This is a genomic window from Anaerotignum propionicum (assembly GCF_024461735.1).
In the GTDB taxonomy this organism is placed as follows: domain Bacteria; phylum Bacillota; class Clostridia; order Lachnospirales; family Anaerotignaceae; genus Chakrabartyella.
The window spans coordinates 93,358-115,510 of sequence record NZ_JANGAD010000009.1; the positions used below are offsets into that span (position 1 = coordinate 93,358).

A 22,153-nucleotide genomic window follows, 5' to 3' on the forward strand; every position below is an offset into this window, starting at 1 on the left:
ATTATTTTTCGGGACACCTATACGATAGGTGTCCCGATTTTTATATTTTAAGTTAGTGGTAATTAAACTTTTTTCTTCTGTTTTCCCAAAAAAGCCGTCATATTTTCTTTCGAAAAACAGCCCAGCATCATCAAAAAGAAAAAATAAAGCACGCCCATTGCCGTTAAGGATAGGAAGAAAAGAAGCTTTGACGGCGTAGAGATACGGATGATATAACGAATGAGTAAGCCTGATGCTGCCCCAGCCAATAAAGGTTTTAGGAAACAATCGGCGAGGTCTGGGAAAACACCTGTGCGTATGTAAAGCTTATGTAGGCAAGAGCCCACGGAATAGGCCATTCCTGCCGCCCATGAGATTAAAAATGCTGGAATGCCATATAGAGGCATAAAAAACCAAATTCCTGAAATGGTTATGGCGGAGCTGATTAAGTTGTTTTTGAATAAAAACATTTGCTCGCCCATGCCATTCAAAAGACCATGCAATGTTGTTTGCGCATACAAAAACGGGCAAAGGAAGGCAAGGGGAAATAATAATTCTCCTAATCCCTGGCGATTATAGACAATATAGCAAATTTCCCTTGGGAAAACAGCAAATAGAGAAGCCGCTCCGATACCCACAATAAATGTAAAAAGAAAAGTAACGGAAACGGTACGGCTAATTCGTTGGTTTTGTTTGACTGCGCAAGCCTCGGAAATTTCCGGCACTAAAGACACAGATGCCGCCATTAGACAGGCAGAGGGCAATAGAATCAGTGGTAGAGCCATACCTGTTAATTCACCGTATGAAATAAGTGCTTCCTTTGCATTTTGACCATAAAGCTGCAACTGCCGTGGAATTAATATATTTTCTGCAGTTGAAAGCAAAGAGGCTGCAATTTTGGTTGCAGAAAGGGGCAAAGCCATTGCCAAAATCATATTGCAGGCGGCGTATGAAGAAAGCGAGGGCCGTTTAATCATCTTTTTACGTCTTTTAAAGCGTAAGTAACTTACAAAAACAAAGGCAAAGGAAAGAAATTCACCCAAAACGATACCGGCTACAGCAGCACAACATGCATAGGTTAACCCCATAGGTACAAAAATTCCTGCAAGAAGATAAATGGTTAAAATACGCACCGCCTGCTCTAAGACCTGAGAGAAAGCAGGGACCATTGCGTTTTGGAGACCAAGAAAAAAGCCCCTAAGGCAGGATCCTGTGGCCATAAAGGGTATTGCAAAGGACAGCAAACGTAAGGATAGGGCGGCACGACCATCTTTTAAAACAAACAAAGCAATTTCGTCTGCAAATAAAAATAGACAACCGGAAACAATTATGCTAACCATTAAGGAAAGCATAATAGATTGTTTTACGATACGCCCAATGTTACCTGATTGCCCAAGAACATTTTCTTGCGCTGACAGGCGGGAAATGGTTGTTGTGAATCCGGCAGAAGTAATACTCCAGGTTAATATATAAATTGGCATAATTAACTGATATAAGCCAATACCTTCTGCCCCGATTGTATTTGACATAAATACACGGTAAAAGAACCCCATGAATTTTGTAATTAAGTTGGCCGCTGTTAAAATCAACGTCCCTGTTATAATTGCTTTTCTGCTCATTCCATCACCTTATGTACGGGTATTGTTACATAATATGAAGAATTTCGGCAAAACAGAAATACTTTTTCATATTTCGCTGTCTATAAGAAATATTAATATGAGTTAAAAAAAATACAGCATAACTATTGACATTTTCCATTGAAAAATGTATACTCATTTTACAAATTACATAAAGCCAGTTGATATGCAAGGGAGATCTTATAAGTAGAAGTAAGAACCGATGGAGCAATTCAAAAGAGCCGCTTTTGAAGAAACTTTCAGGTGCAAGGGACCTTGTGTTGATGGAACTCTGGAGAGAGCCCTTTTAGTGGCCGCCGTCGAAGTAATGCTTTCAGGTGAAGATACAGAGGATATATAGGCATGATACTGCTTGTATGTCCTTTTTTCTTGCGAAAAACTGGCGAATCATGCACTTATTCTGATTTTTATCTATTTGGAGGGAAGACTATGGAAAAAAAACAAGAGCTGAAAAAGAATCTTGGAATGTCCACGGCAATGGCTACAGTTGTGGGCTGCGTAATTGGTTCAGGCGTTTTCTTTAAGCCGCAGGCCATTTATACAGCAACAGGAGGGGCCCCGGGCTTGGGTATGCTGGCGTGGATTATTACCGGTTTGGTTTGTATTGCTGCTGCGATGACTTTCGCAGAGGTAGCAATCATGATTCCAAAAACCGGTGGTATGGTTGTTTATTTGGAAGAAGCATTTGGTAAAAAAGTTGGCTTTTTAGCCGGATGGATGCAAACTATTTTGTTTTATCCTGCAATGATTGCAGCTCTTGCAGTAATTTTTGCAGAGCAGGCAACTCTTTTTGTAGGTGATGGTTTTAAATTGCCTATGGCAATCGGGGCTATTATTTTTCTTATTTTTTTGAATAGTTTGGGTTCAGCTGTTGGCGGTGGAGCACAGATTATATTTACAGTTTGTAAACTAATTCCTTTGATTTTACTTATGGTTTTTGGTTTTATTCGTGGTTCGGGAGCGAATCCAATCTTCACACCCATGGTAAGTGAAGGGCTTAACCCGGCAGTTATTTTAGGCCAGTTGATGATTGCCATTTTATTTGCCTTTGAAGGATGGACCAACGTTGGCGCTATCGCAGGGGAAATGAAAAATCCAGGTAAAGACTTGCCAGTAGCAATCGTTGGCGGTGTTTCAGGAATCATGGCAGTATATTTTACAATTAACTTGGCATACCTATGGGTTTTGCCTGCAAATGAATTGATGAATTTATCTGCACCTGCATCTGCGGTTGCTATTGCAATTTTTGGTGATGTAGGCGGTAAGATAATTTCCGTAGGTATTATGATTTCAGTTTTGGGTGCGGCAAACGGCTTTATCCTTTCCGGCTCCCGTGTAACTTACTCTTTGGCTGAGGAAGGCACACTGCCTTTTAGCAATGGCCTTGCAAAAATCAACAAAGCACAGGTTCCTACAAACTCCATTATATTGGTAGGTGGCATTGGCTGCCTTTTCGCAATCAGTGGACAGTTTAATAGATTAACAGATTTAGCGGTATTTTCTTGCTGGATTTTTTATACACTAACTTTCTTTGCGGTAATTCGCTTAAGAAAAACCAAACCTGATGCAGTAAGAACCTATAAGGTGCCTCTGTATCCCGTAATTCCTGCAATTGCCATTATCAGTGGTATTTATGTAGTGTTAAATCAGTTGCTTATGTCTGGATCAACATCTAGACTATTGGCAATTGGCAGTATCATTCTTACCTTAATCGGATTGCCAATTTACAATATGACAACAAGAAAGAAAGCAAATTAATCGTATTATACTGCTTTCCATTTTTCCCAACGTGACATATGGTCCCCACCCATATGTCTTTTTTATGTAAAAAACAAAGTGGGATTTGTCTAATATCGAAGAATTTTTTATTTTTAATAGCAAGGTTACGAGAAGAAAGAAAGAGTAAATTTGCATAAATGCAATGGAAAGAATAATAGAAAAGATAGTTAAAAGAATATTTGCATATATATATTTCAAAAAATCTATAGATGGCAAAATGCACAAAATTGTAGTTTTCAAAAAAAATAATGTAAACTTATAAGAAAAAAATTGCAAACAATGGTATAGAGGAAGCTAATAAAATACATATTTACTGACATCTTGTCAGATAAGAACAGTTTCAAATTAACCATTTTTTTTGTTGATTTTAAAGGGAAAAATTCGTATTTAAAAACAATATACCTATAGAATCTACTGTAAAACTATTAAAAATAAACAAAAATATGATGTTTTAAAGTTGATTTATATGTGGTTATGATAGCCTAAGTAAAGAAAGTAAGAAATATGTTGAATTATTGTTGTTACATATTATGCAGTGCTTGACAAGAACTCTGAGTTAGACCATAATATAGTAGTTGAATGTAGTTAAAATAAATTTTTTTAGATTTGTTGCAAGTAAGGTGTTAAGATTTCGTAAAGTTTTGTAGAGGGTTGTATCCTTTCTTAGATTATTTGTCTCATTATAGAGAAAATTGTAGAACGATGCTTTGTAGGAATCTTTGATGATTGTAAACATAGTTACTGGGGGGATAATGCACAGATAATTAAAACATTTTACTAAGACATTTTTTTGACAGGGGGAGAGGATGAGAATATGTTTTTACTGCTTCTAATGTTGTGGATCATATTTAATGGAAAAATAACACTTGAAATTTTAATGTTTGGTATTATTATTTGCGCGTGGTTGTATTGGTTTATGTGTAAACATTTGGGTTATCAAGCAGATCATGAAATAAAAATTCTAAAAAATTTTCATCTTTATATAAAGTACTTCTTAATACTAACACTAGAAATCTTAAAAGCCAATTTTGCTGTTATTCGTCTCGTCTTATCTTCAAAAAAAGAATTTGAACCATCCCTTGTAAAATTTAAAACAGATTTAGAGTCAGACCTAGGAAAAGTAATTCTTGCAAACTCAATAACCTTAACACCAGGAACATTTACCATTCAATTGGAGGATGATGAATATTTGATTCACGCACTGGACAAATCTTTTGGCGAGGATTTGGGTGAGTCTATTTTTGCGAAGCAAATAAGGGAGTTGGAGGCGAAGCAATGAGTGAATTTATGAAAATGTTGCTAGAGATTGCTTTGGCGATTTTAGCACTTGGCATATGTGTCATTTTTATCAGGGCGATTATAGGGCCAAGATTTACAGATCGTATTGTGGCAATTAATATGATTGGTACTATGACCACAGCAATAATCTGCATTCTTTCAGTCTATTTAAAAGAGATTTGTTTAATTGATGTTTCATTGGTTTATACATTATTAAGCTTTCTTGCGGTGGTAATTATTTGCCATGTTGTGTCCCTGCATCATAAAGGTAGAGAGCTGTTTTTGAAAAGGATGGAAACGGAGGCAGAAGAAAAATGAGAGAAATATTGGCTGCGATTTTTATCATTGCAGGTCTTATTGTATTTTTGTTATCTGTGATTGGAGTTTTTCGTTTTAAATATGTTCTAAACAGAATCCATGCGGCAGCATTGGGGGATACTTTAGGGCTGGTTCTAATTGTAATTGGCGTTATGATTATGACCCTTAATTTTTTCGCTATTGCAAAGCTGTTTTTAATAATCTTGTTTTTTTGGCTTTCTAGTCCTATTGCGACCCATAGTATTGCCAAGGTTGAAGTCTTAACAAATAGGAATTATGAAGAAAGGGTGCATGAAAAATGAGTACGGAAATCCAGATTATTTTGCTGGCATTTTTAGTTGCCTGTGCTTTGGGTGTTTCTCTTACAAAAAATCTGTTCATAGCAGTTATCATTTTTATGGGCTATAGCTCTATTATGGCAGTTATCTGGTTGTTTTTGGAGTCTCCTGATCTTGCTATTACGGAGGCTGCGGTCGGCGCAGGTGTAGACAGTGTTTTATTCTTCCTCACACTGAAGAAAGTTCATATTCTCAAAGGTACGCGTGAGGGTTGATATGAAAGACAAGAAATCATTTTGGGAGCATTTAAAGGCATGGGTGGATGGTGAGGAAGTCATCTTGAATGCGGATAAATATATTGCTACCAGAACTCCAAAGGAGAGTTTGAATTGGCACAAGTTTTTTTCAGTGCAAAATGTGAAAGAAAATAAAAGAAATTATGCTGTATTAAGTGTGGGGATTACCGCTCTTTTCATTGGCATTATGCTATCCGTTGTAGATGCTTTACCGGAATTTGGGAGTCCCTATAATCCTTCAAATAATGAAGTAATGGTGCGTTATCTGGAAAAAGGGATTGAAGAAACAGGGGCAGTGAATTTTGTTGCCGGTATGATTTTAGACTACCGTGCCTTTGATACCTTTGGAGAAGCAAATGTGTTATTTTTGGCAGTTATGTGTGTTGTGCTTCTGTTAAAAAAAGATAAAAAGAATTATTCCGCCAAAGAAGAGCAGGAAAATCAAGAGGATGATTTTTTCGATACCAATGAAAAACGTCCCATCTTACAGATTGGTGCAAAAATGTTGGCACCCATGGTTATTCTTTATGGAATTTATGTTGTTTTAAATGGACACCTTTCGCCTGGAGGCGGGTTTTCGGGCGGCTCCATTATCGGCGCAGGGTTGATTCTATATGCCTCTGCTTATGGACAGAAAAAGATGCAAACATTTTTCACATTCAAAACATTTACAAAAATATGTGCAGGTGGATTGCTGACATACTGTGCCTGTAAAAGTTATTCCTTCTTTACAGGGGCTAACCACGTGGGATATGAAATTCCCAAGGGAATACCCGGAAATATTTTAAGTGCAGGCTTCATTTTGCCTTTAAATATTTGTGTTGGATTAATTGTTGCATGTACTATGTATGGATTTTATGCATTGTTTACTAAAGGAGATATCTAACTATGAATCATCTGGAAACAAATTTTTACGAGGCAGTTTCCGTCATCCTTTTTGGGATTGGCTTTATGAATCTGCTGCTGCAAAATAACTTGATCAAGAAATTCATTGGCTTAAATATCATGGATACGGCGGTATATTTGTTTTTAGCAGCGCAAGGATATATTTTTGGCAGGGTTGCACCTATTTTGACCGATGGAGTTATAGATGCTTCTTACTATGTAAATCCTATTCCGGCAGGTTTGGTTTTGACAGGTATTGTTGTTTCTGTTAGTATTACTGCCTTTTCTCTGGCTTTGGTTCAGCGACTTTATAAACATTATGGTTCGCTGAATATGGATGAAATCATGAGATTATCCAGAGAGGAGGAAGGGGAATGATGGAGCATATAAATTGGATACATAATATACCCTTTTTCAGCATATTTTTGGCTATGCTTAGCGGAATTTTGACAGCATTGGTGAAAAACGGAAAGACTGCTTATAAAATACATATGGGAATGGTTCTGGTGGTTTGTATTATGTCTGGACTTTTGCTGGTAAGTCTATCGGCAAAGAATGAGATGTTTACATTTATGATGGGCCACTTTCCTGCACCTTGGGGTAATGAATTACGGGCAGGCCCTCTGGAAGCATTGATGGCCACTACTTTTAGTGTTGTTATGCTTCTAACAGTAAGCGGAGGTTCTCAATTTATTTTTAAGGATGTTGTGGAAGAAAAGCAGTCGTTGTATTTTATCATGTTAAATGCATTGTTTGGAGCCATGCTTGCACTGGTTTATACAAACGATATTTTTACGGCGTATGTGTTTATTGAGATTAATACAATCGCTTCCTGCGCATTAATTATGGCCAAGGGGACGCCTCAGTCTATGGTTGGCACAACCCACTACTTAGTTATCAGCCTTTTGGGATCAGGCTTGTTCCTTTTGGGTGTTTGTATTTTGTATAGCATTACAGGTCATCTTTTGTTTCCACAAATGCAGGAAGGTATTTTAGAATTAATAAAGACGGAAGCATACAGAATGCCTCTTTTGGTTGTAACCGGATTTATGTTTATTGGCATTGCAATAAAAAGTGCACTATTTCCGTTCCATTCCATGTTGCCAGGGGCATATCAAGCGGCAATTCCTACCTCCAGCGGTATTTTGTCAGGATTGGTGCTAAAAAGCTATATCATTTTGGGAATAAAACTAATTTACTGTGTTTTCTCAGCCCAAGTTATGCACACCTTGAAGATTACTGAGGTTCTGTTTGCTTTTGGTTTAGCAGGAATGGTAATGGGCTCTGTTTATGCTATGAAAGAACGTAAAATGAAGCGTATGCTGGCATATTCCTCTGTTGCCCAAATTGGATATATCTATATGGGTATTGGTATGGCTTCCCCTGTTGGTATGACAGCGGCTTGCTTCCATATTCTTGCCCATGCAGTAACAAAAACCCTATTATTTATCTGCTGTGGCAGTTTCGTTGAGGATAGCGATGGCAAAGAAAAGATATATCATATGAGAGGAGTAGCATTGCGTAACCCTTTGGCGGGTATTGGGTATACTATTGGTGCATTGTCTATGATTGGTATTCCTCTTTTGGCAGGTTTTATTTCAAAGATATATTTTGCCACTGCGTCCGTATACTCGTCGGGCAAAATGGCTGCGGTTTTAATTGTTCTAGGTGTTAGTATGGTATTAAATGCGTTATATTTCTTGCCATCTGTTATTGCAATCTGGACTCCTGTAAAAGGAGAGGAAAAGAAACCTGCTGTTACAAATTCACCTGCTTTTGCTACTTCTATTGTTGGGTTTATCATTTTAAATTTAATTTTAGGCATTTGCTATCGCCCAATAACCCACATTATACAAACGAGCATTGAATTGTTAGCACAGTAATTGCAAAACGGTGAGAGGATGAGGTGATATAATGTCTGGAGATACGATGCTGTTGCTTCCGGTAATTCTGCCGTTTTTCGCAGGAATAATAATCGGTTTTATAAAAGATGAAAAGCAACGAAATAGGATGGTTTTTGTAACAATTGCTGTGGAACTGGCATTGGTTGTTTATGTGGCAATGGTGGAAAGTTCCCTAACGGTATGGAACATGACAAATAGGCTTTCTATTGCTTACCATATAGATGGAATTGCCAGATATTTTGCAGTTCTAATTTGTGTTATTTGGCTTTTGGCTGCTGTTTTCTCTATGGAATATATGAAGCATGAGCATAAGCCTGCACGTTTTTTTATGTTTTATGTAATGTCTTTAAGTGCTCTGGTCAGTCTATGTTTTTCAGCCAATATGATGACACTGTATTTTTCTTACGAGCTCATGACACTGTTAACATTCCCTTTGGTTATACATACACAAGAACCCCAGGCAGTGCGGGCGGGTATGAAATATTTGGGATATTCCATTTTTGGTGCAGGCCTTGGTCTTTTAGGTTTCTTCTTTCTAAATACGTATTGCTTTACAACGGAATTTGCACCCGGGGGAACCTTAAACATGGCTCTAATTGATGGGCATGAAAATCTTTTGGTTACGGTATTCTTTTTCATGACAGTTGGGTTTGGTTGCAAGGCAGGTATGTTTCCCCTTCATGCGTGGTTGCCCACTGCCCATCCTGTTGCGCCGTCACCTGCATCGGCAGTGCTTTCTGGTATCATAACAAAAGGCGGTGTAATTTGTATCATTCGTGTTACGTTTTATCTGTTTGGTGCTGATTTTATCAGAGGTTCATGGGCACAAACGGCGTTGCTGGTTTTATCCTTAATTACGATTTTCATGGGTTCTATGCTGGCATATAAAGAAAAGCTTCTGAAAAAAAGGCTGGCATATTCTACGGTCAGTCAGGTCTCATATGTACTTTTTGGTTTGATGCTGCTTACACCTGTGGGCTTTACAGGAGCTTTGCTTCAGGTTGCTTTTCATGCAGTGGCAAAAAACATTCTGTTCCTTTGTGCCGGAGCAATCATTTACAAAAAAGGTTGTACCCTTGTGGAGGAGTTGCGGGGGATAGGAAAAGAAATGCCCATTGTGATGGGGTGCTTCACAATAGCCTCACTATCACTTGTGGGTATACCACCTATGGGTGGCTTTGTAAGCAAATGGTTTTTGGCTCAAGGTGCTTTAGGATCTTCAATAGGCACCCTTGCAATCGTTGGCGTTACAATCTTAATGGTTAGTGCACTGCTAACCGCCGGATATTTGTTTTCCATAGTGTTGGATGGTTTTTTCCCAGGAAATAATTTTAACTATTCTGCCGTTCAAAAAAGAGAGCCGAATGATTTGATGATAATTCCTTTGTTAATACTATCAATAGCTGTTGTCTTTTTAGGTGTTTTTCCAAACTGTTTAGAAATGTTCATCAACAATATTAGCGGCGTAATTTTTTAGGAAAGGGTGGGAACGTTATGGATGAATTTGCAACGATCTTACCGGTGATCTTTCCGATCATAGCAGGTGTTGCGCTGCTGCCGGTAAAGTTTAATAGCAGAAAGCAAAGAGAAATATGGGTTTTCTCAATCACAATTCTGAATACAATTTTTGCTCTCTATGCAATTTATTTTGCGGATGGGGATGTAGTTACGTTAATTCGTTTTAGTGAAAAGCTTTCTTTAACAATGCACATTGACGGTTTGTCAAAGGTTTTTGGAACGATGGTTTCTATTTTATGGGTTATTACCACTGTGTACGCCTTTGAGTATATGACCCATGAAGGGCGAGAGGATCAATTCTTTGCCTTTTTCACTATGACCTATGGTGTCGTTTTGGGTGTTGCTTTTTCAGGCAATTTCCTTACCATGTATCTATTTTATGAATTTTTAACCTTAGCAACCCTTCCGCTGGTTATGCATGCCATGGATAATAAAGCTAGACATGCAGGGAAAACATACATTTTTTATATGATGTTTGGTGCGGCGCTGGCATTTATTGGCTTCGTATTTTTATATTGCTATGGTGACGGACTGGAATTTACATATGGCGGGGTGCTAATACCCGAGATGATTCAGGGGAACGAACAAACTTTGCAAATTGTATTCCTAGCGGCATTTTTTGGTTTTGGAGTTAAGGCGTCTATTCTACCATTTTATCGTTGGCTTCCCAAGGCCTCTGTTGCACCTACGCCGGTTACAGCTTTGCTCCATGCCGTTGCCGTTGTAAAATCAGGTATCTTTGCAATTGTGCGTTTGATATATTTTAGCTTTGGCACAGATTATCTGATTGGAAGCTGGGCACAAAATGTTATCTTAATTGCTACAGCGATTACCATTGTATTTGGTTCCACCCTTGCCTTAAGAATGCCTCATATTAAAAGGCGTTTTGCCTATTCTACCATTTCTAATCTTTCTTACATTGTTTTTGGTGCGGCATTGATGACGCCGGCAGGACTGACAGCAGGGCTTTTGCATATGATTTATCATGCTGTAATTAAAATAACCCTATTCTTTACTGCTGGTGCAATCCTATACAAGACCCATAGGGAGTATTTGTATGAAATAGAAGGATTCGGCAGGTTGATGCCTATCACCTTTTTGAGTATGGCACTGACAGGGATTAGTTTGGTGGGTGTGCCGCCTTTTGCAGGGTTTCACAGTAAGTGGGCCTTGGCAACTGCGGCAGTACAATCGGAAAACCCAATGGCTTATTTTGGTATTGTGGCGCTGATTATTTCTGAGGTTCTAACGGCGCTGTATATCCTTTATGTCCTTGTGCGTGCGTATTTTCCAAGAAAACGGGAATATCCGGCGGGATATTATGACCATGTTTCTGACCCCAATGCATATATGACGGTTCCCCTCATTATGCTGACAATTATTACGGTTTTAATTGGATTGTTTCCCTCGAACCTTCTTTCTGTATTAGAGAAGGTTGCGACAGGAATTATTTAAGAAAGGAGGAAAACGGATATGCATCAGAATATACTTTTGCCTTTATTGGTTTTCTTCCCGATGGTGGCAGCAATTTTGGGTTATGCAGTTGGTAGGAAAAACAAGGAAGCAAGAAATAATTGGGCTTGTTTTACTACTTTTCTGGTAATGGGTGGTACATTGCTGTTAATTGGAAAGCATGCCCGCTATTCTTTGCCTGAATTTTGTGGGCTGGGTCTAAGCTTTGAAGGGGATGGATTACGGGTTGTTTTAGCAGTGCTGACATCGTCCATCTGGTTTATTACCACGGTTTTTACCAAGGAATACTTTGCTCACTATCATAACAGAAACAGATATTATTTCTTTATGCTGATGACACTAGGAGCGACATTGGGCATTTTCCTTTCCGCAGATTTATATACTACGTTTATTTTCTTTGAAATGATGTCCTTTACTTCTTTTGTTTTGGTGATTCATCAAGAAAGTGATGAAGTAATCAGGGCGGCACAAACCTATTTAGGGATTGCCATTATCGGCGGTTTAGTGACGCTTATGGGTCTGTTTATGATGTATCATATGGCAGGGACATTAAATATTGAGGCTCTGGCAAAGTTTATGGCTACGCAAGAGGACAAAAGCAAATTTTATATTGTAGGCGGTTTGATTTTATTTGGATTTGCCGCCAAGGCAGGTCTTTTTCCACTACACACATGGTTGCCTGAGGCATATCCAGCGGCACCCACACCTGCTACCACTTTGCTATCATGTATTTTGTCAAAGGCTGGTATTTTTGGCGTATTGGTATTAAGCTGCAAAATTTTTCTCTTTGATGCAGGCTGGGGCAATTTTATTTTGATCCTTGGTGTGATTACAATGGTTACAGGGGCTATTTTGGCGGTTTTCTCTGTCAATTTAAAGAGAACATTAGCTTGTTCTTCTATGTCTCAAATTGGTTTTGTGACAATAGCCATTGGCATGCAAGGTCTACTGGGTTCTCATAATGCTTTGGCCGCAGGAGGAACCATTCTTCATATTGTGAACCATTCTTTATTGAAGTTGGTATTATTTCTCTCTGCTGGTGTTATCTACTTGAATTTAGGTAAGCTTAACCTCAATGAAATCAGAGGATGGGGAAAGGATAAACCTCTTTTGAAGTTTATTTTTCTTATGGGCGTGTTAGGGATTACGGGCATTCCTTTTTGGAATGGATATATCAGTAAAACCTTAATTCACGAAAGCATCGTGGAGTATATTGAGCTGTTGCATGAAGCAGGACAGTCTACGATTTATATGCAATCCGTTGAATGGATTTTCCTATTTTCAGGCGGATTAACGTTGGCATATATGACAAAAATCTTTGTTGCCATATTTGTTGAAACAAATCCTTATGCCAACACTTGTTATCCATCTAGAAAAGGGGATTATATAAGCAAAGTATCCGCAGTTATTTTGACCCTATGTGCAGTTGCTTTACCCATTGTTGGCATTTTTCCTTATTTAACAGCAGATAAGATTGCCGATGCCAGTTATCATTTTATGGGTGCCCATGCGCCGGAGCATGCAGTGCAATATTTTGCTTGGGTAAATGTAAAGGGAGCAGTAGTCTCTATTGCCATTGGTGGTTTGGTTTATTTGCTTTTTATTCGAAAAGTACTTATGGAGAGGGATCATAACGGAAATTTGGTTTATATTGACCGCTGGCCAAAGGGACTTAATTTGGAAGATAGAATTTATCGTCCCGTTTTATTAATAATTCTTCCTTTCATTGGTGCCTTTTTTGCCCGTATTGCAGGGTCTTTGACAGATGGCTTTGTCTCTATTTTGCGAATGGCCATTTTCAATGATGACAGTGGTAGAGTTGTTCCCCCTGAGGATCGGTATTTCTCTGCGTATACAGATGAAGAAACGGATAAAATTGTTTATGGTGAAGGCTTTGCAAAAAGCTTACTTATGATTGGCGTTGGTCTTGCTGTAGCAATGTTATATATCTTATTTTAGAATTCTACTTTTATTTGAAATAAATGAACATACTTTAGGTCGTATCAAAAAATGATGCGACCTTTCTTAATTTGACAGGTAGGATGAAATTGGTTAGAATATAATAAGGACAAGTAGGGTGCAAGGAGAACTGATAAATGAAAAGAAAAATAATAATGGCAATGTTACTTTGCTTCACCTTTAGTGTTGTTGTTGGGTGTGCGGAAAAGCGAGAAGAAGCCCAGAACCTGCTAAACAAATATGCCGATGCAAACTTGCATGAGATGACAACCTTTGCCATGGACACAGTGATGCTATTTACTCTATACCATGAAGATGGCGAAGAAATTTTAACGGATGCAGAGCAGGAAATACGCAGACTGGAAAGTCTTTTTTCTGTAACCATTGAAGATAGTGAGATTTCTAAATTAAATGCACATTCGGGTTTAGATTCAGTTAAGCTTTCTGGTGATACAGAAGAGGTGCTAAAGCGTGGCAAGGAAATAGGTGAATTAACCAATCAAGCATTTGATATTGCCATATCACCTGTGGTAAAAGCATGGGGATTTACTACTGACGGTGAAAAGCATGTTCCAACCCAAGAAACCTTGGAGAACCTTCTGCCATTAACAAGCATTGAGGATTTAGTGATTGATGAGAATGCGTCAATGGCTAAGTTAACAAAAAAGGGCATGGCGGTTGATTTAGGTGGAATTGCAAAGGGATATGCCTCTGATAAAATTGCGTCTTTATTGAAAGAAAAAGGTGTAACCAGCGGGCTGTTTTCTTTGGGCGGAAACATTGGGGCTATTGGGACGAAGCCCAACGGTGAAAATTGGAACGTAGCTATTGAGAATCCTTTGAATGCAAATGATTACGTAGGATTACTTTCGATTCAAGATTGTTTTGTCATAACTTCCGGAGGGTATCAACGATATTTTGAAGAAAACGGAAAACGTTATCATCACATAATTGATTCCAATACTGGGTATCCTGCTGATAAAGGTCTTTTATCTGTTACGATCATTAGCAAGGATGGTGCAAAAGCCGATGGATTATCAACTGCATTGTTTGTTATGGGCTTAGATCAAGCTGTACAGCTATGGCGAAGCAGCAATGACTTTGAAGCGGTTTTTATTACAGAGGATGGGCGCGTGATTGCAACAGAGGGCGCGGCGAGCTTTTTTAGCTTTGAAGGTAGAGATAATGATTTTAAATATGAAATTGTGAAAAGACGAGGAGGGGTACAATGAGAAGAATAAAAGATTTTTTGGAAAGCTTTATTGTAGAATTTGATTGGAAAGACATCACTATTTTTAAGCTATGTCTCACTGCCTTTGGGATAATGATTGGTATTTCTTTACCCAGAAAGAATAAAAAAGCCATATTGGCTGCAAGTGGTGCGGTGTTTGTTGTATCGACAATCCTTTTGTTGTGTGGATTATTTGGTGTTACATGTCCATTTTGTCAAGAGGAAGAAGACTTTGACTTTGATGACGATGACGATGAGGAAAGCGGATTGGTCATGAAAATTAGTGCGGCAGAAGAATAAAAAAAGAAGGTTGTAAGGATAGAGATTTCTCCCGTACAGCCTTTTTTTCAGCAATCCGTCTTCTTGCAACTGAGAATTCAACGAAATCAAATATTAAAGAAGGAAAGCCGATTGATGATATCGGCTTTTTTGTATGAAGATTTTAGTAAATCTATCGTTGCAAGCAACATTTTTTATCTTGACAAAACAAAAATTACAATATATATTGAAAAAGTAAACCGATAGTATACTTTATGGAGGCTTTATGGAACGTAATAAGAAAAAGGAATATATTCAAAACGCAATCATTGACGGGATTTTTGCTTTACTATTAGAAAAAAACTGGGAAAGCTTGTCTAGTAATGAAATATGTGAGAAGGCAGGTGTGAGTAAACGGACTTTATATGCCTATTATCGCAGTCAAGATGAAATGTATTTAGAATTGGTAAAAAGAAGCTTCGAACGAATGAATATTGTAATGCAAGAAGCCATGAAGGACAAAAGAGGTTACAATTTAGACTATATCCTTTGTTTGGGGGAGACCTATATAAAATTTATGTTAGAGAACCCCAGAGAAGGAGCACTCATTCTTGGTTTTGATGAAAAAAAATATCAAAAACAGTATGAGAAACAAGTAAATGAAATTCATTTGATTGCAAATCGATTTGAATTGAAGCATTTATTTCAAGAATTGCAGTTGGATCCCCAGGTTTTTGATGGTACTATGGCGATCTATTTGTGGGCACACATTCAAGGCATTGCTCAGTTGCTTCATAGCAAGGGGGAATGGATGGAGGACTATTATGGTATTTCCATTGAGAACATCATCCAGGGGCAAATGAAACTGACAAGACGGATGCTTGGAGGGTTATGTGAATAGGAGAAGAAGAATGTTCATGATCATATGTTTATCAGCAGTAGCAATTATAATTCTTGTTATGGCTTCTTGGGATGGGGCTTTCATGAAAACGAAATATAATATTGCAGAAGATAGATATGATATTGAAAAAAACATCATGTCTGAAGGGGAATTTCAATTAATTCGTGGGGGCATTGCATCTTCAAGCAGCCATAATATGCAGCCATGGAAGATAAAAATTTTGGATGAAAATACATTCTTATTATATGGGGATATGGATAAAACTTTGCCCGTGATTGATCCCGATAATAAACAGCTTCTTATGAGTTTGGGTACTTTTATTGGTTCTGTTCAGGAAACGGCGAAAAAGAAGGGACTGGTATTGGATGTGCAGTATGCACCCATTGATACCAGTGAAAAGCTAAATATGATTGCAACATTTCAAATTGTTGGGGCAGAAAAAAATCAGATTGATGCTATGACATCTGCAACCCAAGGGGTAAAAAAGGAAGCTCCTAAGCTTGAGAAGCAAAAAATATCCGATTTAATGGAAACCACTTTGAAAGGCTATCAAATTCAATGGGTAAAGGAGGAGCAGAAATCACTTTTTCAGGATTATTTATTAAAAGGCACTAAAATTGAAGCGAATAATCAAAAAGCCATGGAAGAACTTCTGCACATTTTTCGATTTACAAAGTGGTCAAAAAATCACTATAGATACGGTTTATCACTAAATACCATGTCACCCCCATTACGAATGTTTGTGGAACCTCTGGTGGGAGCAAGCCAACAATGGGATTCTTTTGGAAAAAATTCAATCACTACATTTGTACAAAGATTAGAAAATGAAAAGGCCTATATGATTATTTCCCTTGAGAACCCCAAACCATCTGACTACATTAGAGTAGGTGAAGCCCTTTCTGTGCTAGGACTTCATGCAGAAGGGTTCACCATAAAGCCGGCGGTTCAGCTGATAGAACCATTAGAAGGGATGAATGAGATTTGTAATGAAATGAAAGAAACGCTTGGTATTCAAGGGGAGGTCATGCTAATCATTGGCTTTACCGAAAGAGGAACAGGCTATCACGATTCTGTGCGGCACCAAGTTATGGACATCATCATGAAATAATCATTATTTATAAGACAAGAGATTAGGGCAAACATAAGGTTTGCTCTTTTTTTATGGAGGTTAAGGATAGATTTTTAGAAAAATAATTATGTTTGAATGGTTAAATTAAAATGGATTTCATCAATAAAAATATGAAATTTACTGGATTTATTTTTTAATAGAATTGTGTTTTAGCTTGATTTGAATATAAGCGTGGGACATAAAAATATATAGATTTTCGACAATTTTTATAGTAAAATAACTGAGAATCTATATACAAGGATATATCATGATAGATAAGCTGTGATATTCAAACTTTTTGTACTTAAGAATTTCATACAAATATTTACTTAATGAGTCCGGTATGGAAATTATGATTTGATTTTAATTTTTGACGAATATAAAAGCTGTAGCGAGCTTTAATAACTAAAATTGGGGAGCCGAATGTGAAAAAACATATCTTGCTGATTAGTAACTTAATTATTATTTTCTCTTTAATAGCCGGTTTTATTGGGGTGGTGTATAAACAGACCAAATCTTATCAAGAATTGGCTGAAGAGTATTTGGCAAATATCCTCAGTATTGCAGAGGTAGATATTACAAAGCAAATTGAAAATGCTATGACAAAACCTGTTATGGTTTCAAAGACAATGGCAAATGATGAGTTTTTGAAAAAATGGTTTGCCAATGAACAGAACAATCAAAATAGGGATGGGTATATGAATGAATTATACAGCTATCTCAATGCATATAAAGAAAAGTATGGCTACACAACGGTTTTTTGTGTATCAGCACAAACGGGTAATTATTATTATCAAGATGGCTTGAATAAGAAGCTATCAAAAAATGATGAACATGATGTTTGGTATTATAATTTTATCGAATCAGGTAACGAATACGATCTTCAAATTGATACCAATGAAGCGGATGCTAACATCATTACATCCTTTGTAAATTTTCGTATGGAGAGTGAAGACGGAGAGCTTCTTGGCGTCATTGGAGTGGGCCTTGAAATTTCTGACATAGAGGGCATTGTGCGTTCTTATGAGGACAATTATAACTTATCCGTTTATATTGTGAATGTGAGAGGCTCCGAAAACTCCTTTGGAAAAGATACGGATGTTTTTGTGGGCGAAGAGGAATTGGCAAGACGAACAGGAATACAGAAGAAGATATTAACTGATTTCTCAACTGAGCCTTTTATGAGATGGTTTACATCTCCAAATGAAAGGAAATGTATTATAACGAAATATGATGAAACCCTTGGGTGGTATTTGATTTTAGAGAAAGATACTATTTCAATCAACCGTTCCTTCCAAAAAGGAATTATGGATAACGTCATTTTTATGCTTATTTCCCTAGCCGCATGCATTATGGTAACAACTGCTGTTTTTCTGAATTTTAATCACCGTACCATTGAAATGGAGAATACAGATGAATTAACGGGATTGCCCAATAGCAAGCTTTTTTACAGGCAGTATTACTCTTTTATGAGAAGGCATCATGAGCGTAGAAAAACCATTTTTATGTTTGATATAGATAATTTTAAACATATAAATGATACTCAGGGACATTTATATGGCAATGAAATCCTTGCTAAGGTGGGAAATATTCTGAAAAAGACAGTTGAGGGTCATGGAATAGCCGCCCGATGGGGTGGAGATGAATTCGTTGGTGCTCTTGATGCTAGCCCTCAAGAGGCAGAAGGCATATTGAAGGGGTTTATGGAGGATTTGCGTAAACTGGAGAAAGAGATGGGATATATTGTGACTGTCAGCGTAGGTATTACGGAGATTCATAAACCCTTCAATGAGGAACAATTGATACAAAAGGTGGATGAAGCTGTTTATATCTCCAAGCAAAATGGCAGGAATCAAATCACACTTTATAAATAAGCTCCATTTCAATCTTATTAGAAAATGGAGTCAATAAAAAAAGACCCTCTATGATATTCAAATCATAAAAGGGTCTTTTTTGTGAAATAGATAGCATTTAATTTATCATAACCGTTTATCCCAATGAGGTAGAAATTTAGAGAGAGATTGTTTTTGTTGCAACATTTTCGCAAAAAGCCTTGTCATGTTCAACAAACAAGAGGGTGGGTTTAAAGTCCAGGATTACTCTTTCTAATTGAATACGTGAAAGTACATCAACAAAGTTGAGGGGTTCGTCCCAAATATGAATATGGGCCTTTTGACAAAGGCTTTTAGCTATGAGTACTTTCTTTTTTTGACCGCCGCTGAAAACAGATATATCTTTTTCAAACTGTACCCTAGAAAAATCCAGTTTTCGTAAAATTGATTTGAACAAGCTTTCGTCAATATCACATTGCTTTGCAAACTCCGATAAATTGCCGTAAAGGGTAGAGGTATCTTGTGAGATATAAGAGATTTTAAGTTCCGGTGCAATATAAATGGAACCTGTATGGGAAATATCCTCCCCACAAATCAATTTCAAAATGGTTGATTTGCCAGAACCGTTTTTGCCTCGCAAAGAAATAATATCACCTGTATTAATGGAAAAAGAAATATTTTGAAACACAATATTACCGTCATAACAAGCAGAAACATTATCAAATGTAATTAATGTCTTGCTATGATGCATGGATTGTTCTATTTTTAGTTCTTCCGTGATTTCAATATTTTTCAGTAATTTCTGTTTCTCTTCAATGTTGCTTTCCATACGTTTTTGAATAGATTTAGCTCTTTTCATGGTTTTGGCTGCCTTATGGCCAATGTAGCCTCTGTCGCAGGGGCCTTCTCCAAACTTACTCGCTTCTGTCTTATCCGACCACGACCGTTTCTCTTTTGCAGTTTTATTTAATCTGGTTATTTCATTTTTCAGATTTTCATTTTTCGCAATTTCATATGAATCTTGTAACTGTTTGTTTTGGTACCAAGAAGAGAAGTTTCCTTTCTGTATTTCAATGTTGGTTTTATTAATAGAAAGAATGTGATCAATACTGGAATCCAAAAAATCTCTATCATGGGAAACTAAAATAAATCCTTTCTTTTGATTAAGATATTTACTTACAATTTGCCTGCCCTCAGCATCAAGATGATTGGTGGGTTCGTCAATCAGCAAAAATGTGTTTTCTTTTAGAAATAAAACAGCAAGTAAAATCTTGGTTTGCTCTCCTTTTGAAAGGGTATCAAAGGGGCGATATAAAACTTCATCAGAGAGGTTTAATAGGTTTAATTCTTTTAATAATTCCCATTGTAGGTAATTTGGGTAAATGTCTCCTATCACAGTTATGGTGAGTTGAGATGAATCTTCAACGGGATAGGGAAAATATGCCATCTCTACTGATTTTGATATGCTGCCTTCATATTCATATTTACCTAGTAAAAGGTTTAAAAACGTAGTTTTACCTCTGCCGTTTCTACCGGTAAAACCTAGTTTCCAATCAGTATCTATTTGAAAGCTTACATTTTCAAATACGTTATCATAACTTCCATCATATGAAAAGGTTAGGTTTTTAATGTTTATTTGTGACATGCATTGTCCTCCTTAAAAAAATAGACTGCAAGAAAGTTATTCTTACAGCCTAAATAAAACGTGACAATACAAAAAATGTCCGTAAATTATATAAGAGCTTTAAAAATGAATCACTTTCTTGCAAATTGGCACAACAAAAACAATGGTAAACCATTATAAATGTTTAAATGCCTAAATTATTAGCAAGAAAAGTTAATCATTTTTTCAACTCCAATCTTCATAATATGGTTTCATTTTACTACGATTTCAATAGAATTACAAGTGAATTAATTTCAGTTTATAGAGATGAAGCTTGAAAACTCCTGCCTATAAAAAAATCGGTTTGCCTCATAGAAACAGACAACTACAAGTTAGATTAACAAAATATAAGCCATGAGACGCTTTTCAAAAGTGAACTACTTTTTTTGATTGCGCAACATGCCACATCTGTTATCTGGTAAGTATTCGAATTTATACTTATGATATAAAAGGTCTGCGGGATAATTTGCTATTAAACAAACGTAACTATCTTCATAGGTATTCTCCTCAAAATACGTGTTGATGGCTTTCATAATGTCCTTGCCGTACCCCTTGCCTTGATATGCGGTGTCCACCATAATATCACTGACTACGTAGGTAATACCGCCATCGCCAACAATTCTGCCAAAGCCAATCAGTTGTTCTTCATCATAAAGGGACACAGTAAATAAAGAATTTTTAAGGGCAATATGGCTTCTGTTGATATCTTTGTTTCCCATTCCGGAACGAATCCGTAGGCTCACATAATCCTGTGCTGATGGCACTTCATAAACAAGTTGTATTTTCATCCGTTGTCCTCCAAAATAATTTACCTATGTTTTATTTATGCTTTAGCATACCACATACCCATAGCAGAATCTATTGTTTTCAGCAGATTTTTACCGCCGATTTAGCCATAAAGGCATAAAGCTTTATGAATAGATTTACTCAAATCTAAACGATAGAAAAGTACACTATCACAATGATACCTAGGGCAATCCGATACCAGCCAAAGGCCTTAAAATCATGCTTTTTAATGTATCCAAGAAGAAATTTTATGACTAAAACAGAAACCACAAAGGCTACTGCCATACCGATCCCTAAGATAAGTAATTCAGCACTTGTAAATGAAAATCCAAATTTTAGTATTTTAAGGGCACTTAAGCCAAACATAACTGGAACCGCTAGAAAAAAAGTGAATTCTGCGGCAACTACTCTTGATATACCAATTAGCAAAGCACCAATTATGGTAGCTCCTGAACGAGAAGTGCCGGGAATAATGGAAAGTACTTGGAATAGACCAATGATAAAAGCTGTTCTATAGGTAATATCATCTAATCTTGTGGTAGTTGGCAAGCGTTTTTTGTTCCATTGTTCAATTAAAATAAATGCTATGCCATAAAAAATCAGGGCTAGAGCAATTACCAAAGGAGTGTGTAAATTGGCTTCAATATAATCATCAAAAAGGATAGTAACAATAGCTCCAGGAATACATGCCACAACTACTTTAAACCAAAGAGAAAAGGTATCCTTTTTTATAATTGACTGGGCATTTTTCCCAAACTGAAAGGGAAACATTTTTTTCCAGAATATAACCACCACTGCAAGGATTGCTCCAAGCTGTATTACAACAAAAAACATTTCTTTAAAGGCAGTGCTCATATTCAGGGCAACAAATTGGTCTACCAGAAGCATATGCCCTGTGCTGCTGATGGGCAACCACTCAGTAATTCCCTCTATAATACCAATAAAAATAACTTTCAAAATTTCTGTTAACTCAAGTGACATTCTTTAAATCCTCCTTCTAAATCGTAAAAAAGCCAACACCAATTACAGACAGAACAAATGAGCTTTAGTAATTGGGCGTTTCTACCAAG

20 protein-coding genes and 1 riboswitch are annotated in these 22,153 nt (G+C 37.1%); of the genes, 16 read left to right on the plus strand and 4 right to left on the minus strand.

What is annotated here, in order from left to right; translation table 11 throughout:
- Positions 1-62: 62 nt before the first annotated feature.
- Positions 63-1,598: a putative polysaccharide biosynthesis protein gene (locus tag NE558_RS12215; protein WP_256150387.1), complete on the minus strand. Its 1,536-nt coding sequence runs from the start codon at positions 1,596-1,598 to the stop codon at positions 63-65.
- A gap of 179 nt (positions 1,599-1,777) precedes the next feature.
- Positions 1,778-1,882: riboswitch (glycine riboswitch) on the plus strand.
- Positions 1,883-2,045: 163 nt separating this feature from the next.
- Between NE558_RS12215 and NE558_RS12220 the strand changes: the two genes are divergently transcribed.
- The 16 genes from NE558_RS12220 to NE558_RS14635 all read left to right on the plus strand — a co-directional run bounded on the left by NE558_RS12220 (position 2,046) and on the right by NE558_RS14635 (position 18,676).
- Positions 2,046-3,374, plus strand: coding sequence for an APC family permease (locus tag NE558_RS12220; protein ID WP_256150388.1), 1,329 nt, complete (start codon positions 2,046-2,048; stop codon positions 3,372-3,374).
- Between the two features lie 835 nt (positions 3,375-4,209).
- Positions 4,210-4,674, plus strand: a complete 465-nt coding sequence (locus NE558_RS12225) for a Na+/H+ antiporter subunit E (RefSeq protein WP_256150389.1) — start codon at positions 4,210-4,212, stop codon at positions 4,672-4,674.
- Entirely contained in the window at positions 4,671-4,991 is a 321-nt protein-coding gene (locus tag NE558_RS12230; protein WP_256150390.1) for a monovalent cation/H+ antiporter complex subunit F, read from the plus strand. The genes NE558_RS12225 and NE558_RS12230 overlap by 4 nt, the downstream gene beginning before the upstream one ends.
- A complete protein-coding gene (gene mnhG / locus NE558_RS12235; protein WP_256150392.1) occupies positions 4,988-5,293 on the plus strand; it encodes a monovalent cation/H(+) antiporter subunit G in 306 nt (101 codons plus the stop codon). Before NE558_RS12230 ends, mnhG begins: the two co-directional genes overlap by 4 nt.
- A complete protein-coding gene (locus tag NE558_RS12240) occupies positions 5,290-5,544 on the plus strand; it encodes a hydrogenase subunit MbhD domain-containing protein (protein WP_256150393.1) in 255 nt (84 codons plus the stop codon). The genes mnhG and NE558_RS12240 overlap by 4 nt, the downstream gene beginning before the upstream one ends.
- A gap of 1 nt (position 5,545) precedes the next feature.
- On the plus strand, positions 5,546-6,451 hold the full coding sequence (gene mbhE / locus NE558_RS12245; protein ID WP_256150394.1) for a hydrogen gas-evolving membrane-bound hydrogenase subunit E: 906 nt from the start codon (positions 5,546-5,548) through the stop codon (positions 6,449-6,451).
- 2 nt (positions 6,452-6,453) lie between these two features.
- Positions 6,454-6,828 (plus strand): sodium:proton antiporter, encoded by a 375-nt coding sequence (locus NE558_RS12250; RefSeq protein ID WP_256150395.1) that lies wholly within the window; start codon positions 6,454-6,456, stop codon positions 6,826-6,828.
- Entirely contained in the window at positions 6,825-8,333 is a 1,509-nt protein-coding gene (locus tag NE558_RS12255) for a complex I subunit 5 family protein (RefSeq protein WP_256150396.1), read from the plus strand. The genes NE558_RS12250 and NE558_RS12255 overlap by 4 nt, the downstream gene beginning before the upstream one ends.
- A 31-nt stretch (positions 8,334-8,364) precedes the next feature.
- A complete protein-coding gene (locus NE558_RS12260) occupies positions 8,365-9,831 on the plus strand; it encodes a complex I subunit 5 family protein (RefSeq protein ID WP_256150398.1) in 1,467 nt (488 codons plus the stop codon).
- Between the two features lie 17 nt (positions 9,832-9,848).
- On the plus strand, positions 9,849-11,327 hold the full coding sequence (locus NE558_RS12265) for a complex I subunit 5 family protein (protein ID WP_256150399.1): 1,479 nt from the start codon (positions 9,849-9,851) through the stop codon (positions 11,325-11,327).
- 18 nt (positions 11,328-11,345) lie between these two features.
- Positions 11,346-13,304: a complex I subunit 5 family protein gene (locus tag NE558_RS12270; protein WP_256150400.1), complete on the plus strand. Its 1,959-nt coding sequence runs from the start codon at positions 11,346-11,348 to the stop codon at positions 13,302-13,304.
- Positions 13,305-13,441: 137 nt separating this feature from the next.
- The gene (locus NE558_RS12275) at positions 13,442-14,536 is read left to right on the plus strand and encodes an FAD:protein FMN transferase (RefSeq protein WP_256150401.1); all 1,095 of its coding nucleotides are present in this window, start codon (positions 13,442-13,444) and stop codon (positions 14,534-14,536) included.
- Positions 14,533-14,835 (plus strand): hypothetical protein, encoded by a 303-nt coding sequence (locus NE558_RS12280; protein WP_256150402.1) that lies wholly within the window; start codon positions 14,533-14,535, stop codon positions 14,833-14,835. The genes NE558_RS12275 and NE558_RS12280 overlap by 4 nt, the downstream gene beginning before the upstream one ends.
- Before the next feature lie 244 nt (positions 14,836-15,079).
- Positions 15,080-15,694, plus strand: coding sequence for a TetR/AcrR family transcriptional regulator (locus tag NE558_RS12285; RefSeq protein ID WP_256150403.1), 615 nt, complete (start codon positions 15,080-15,082; stop codon positions 15,692-15,694).
- Between the two features lie 10 nt (positions 15,695-15,704).
- On the plus strand, positions 15,705-16,802 hold the full coding sequence (locus NE558_RS12290; protein ID WP_256150404.1) for a hypothetical protein: 1,098 nt from the start codon (positions 15,705-15,707) through the stop codon (positions 16,800-16,802).
- Positions 16,803-17,227: 425 nt separating this feature from the next.
- Entirely contained in the window at positions 17,228-18,676 is a 1,449-nt protein-coding gene (locus NE558_RS14635; protein WP_256150405.1) for a sensor domain-containing diguanylate cyclase, read from the plus strand.
- Between the two features lie 136 nt (positions 18,677-18,812).
- Here the strand turns inward: NE558_RS14635 and abc-f are convergent, their stop codons facing one another.
- The 3 genes from abc-f to NE558_RS12310 all read right to left on the minus strand — a co-directional run bounded on the left by abc-f (position 18,813) and on the right by NE558_RS12310 (position 22,064).
- Positions 18,813-20,279: a ribosomal protection-like ABC-F family protein gene (gene abc-f / locus NE558_RS12300; protein ID WP_256150406.1), complete on the minus strand. Its 1,467-nt coding sequence runs from the start codon at positions 20,277-20,279 to the stop codon at positions 18,813-18,815.
- Positions 20,280-20,674: 395 nt separating this feature from the next.
- Positions 20,675-21,085, minus strand: coding sequence for a GNAT family N-acetyltransferase (locus tag NE558_RS12305; RefSeq protein WP_256150407.1), 411 nt, complete (start codon positions 21,083-21,085; stop codon positions 20,675-20,677).
- A gap of 145 nt (positions 21,086-21,230) precedes the next feature.
- Complete coding sequence (locus NE558_RS12310; RefSeq protein WP_256150408.1) at positions 21,231-22,064, minus strand: undecaprenyl-diphosphate phosphatase; 834 nt, start codon at positions 22,062-22,064, stop codon at positions 21,231-21,233.
- Between the last annotated feature and the right edge of the window lie 89 nt (positions 22,065-22,153).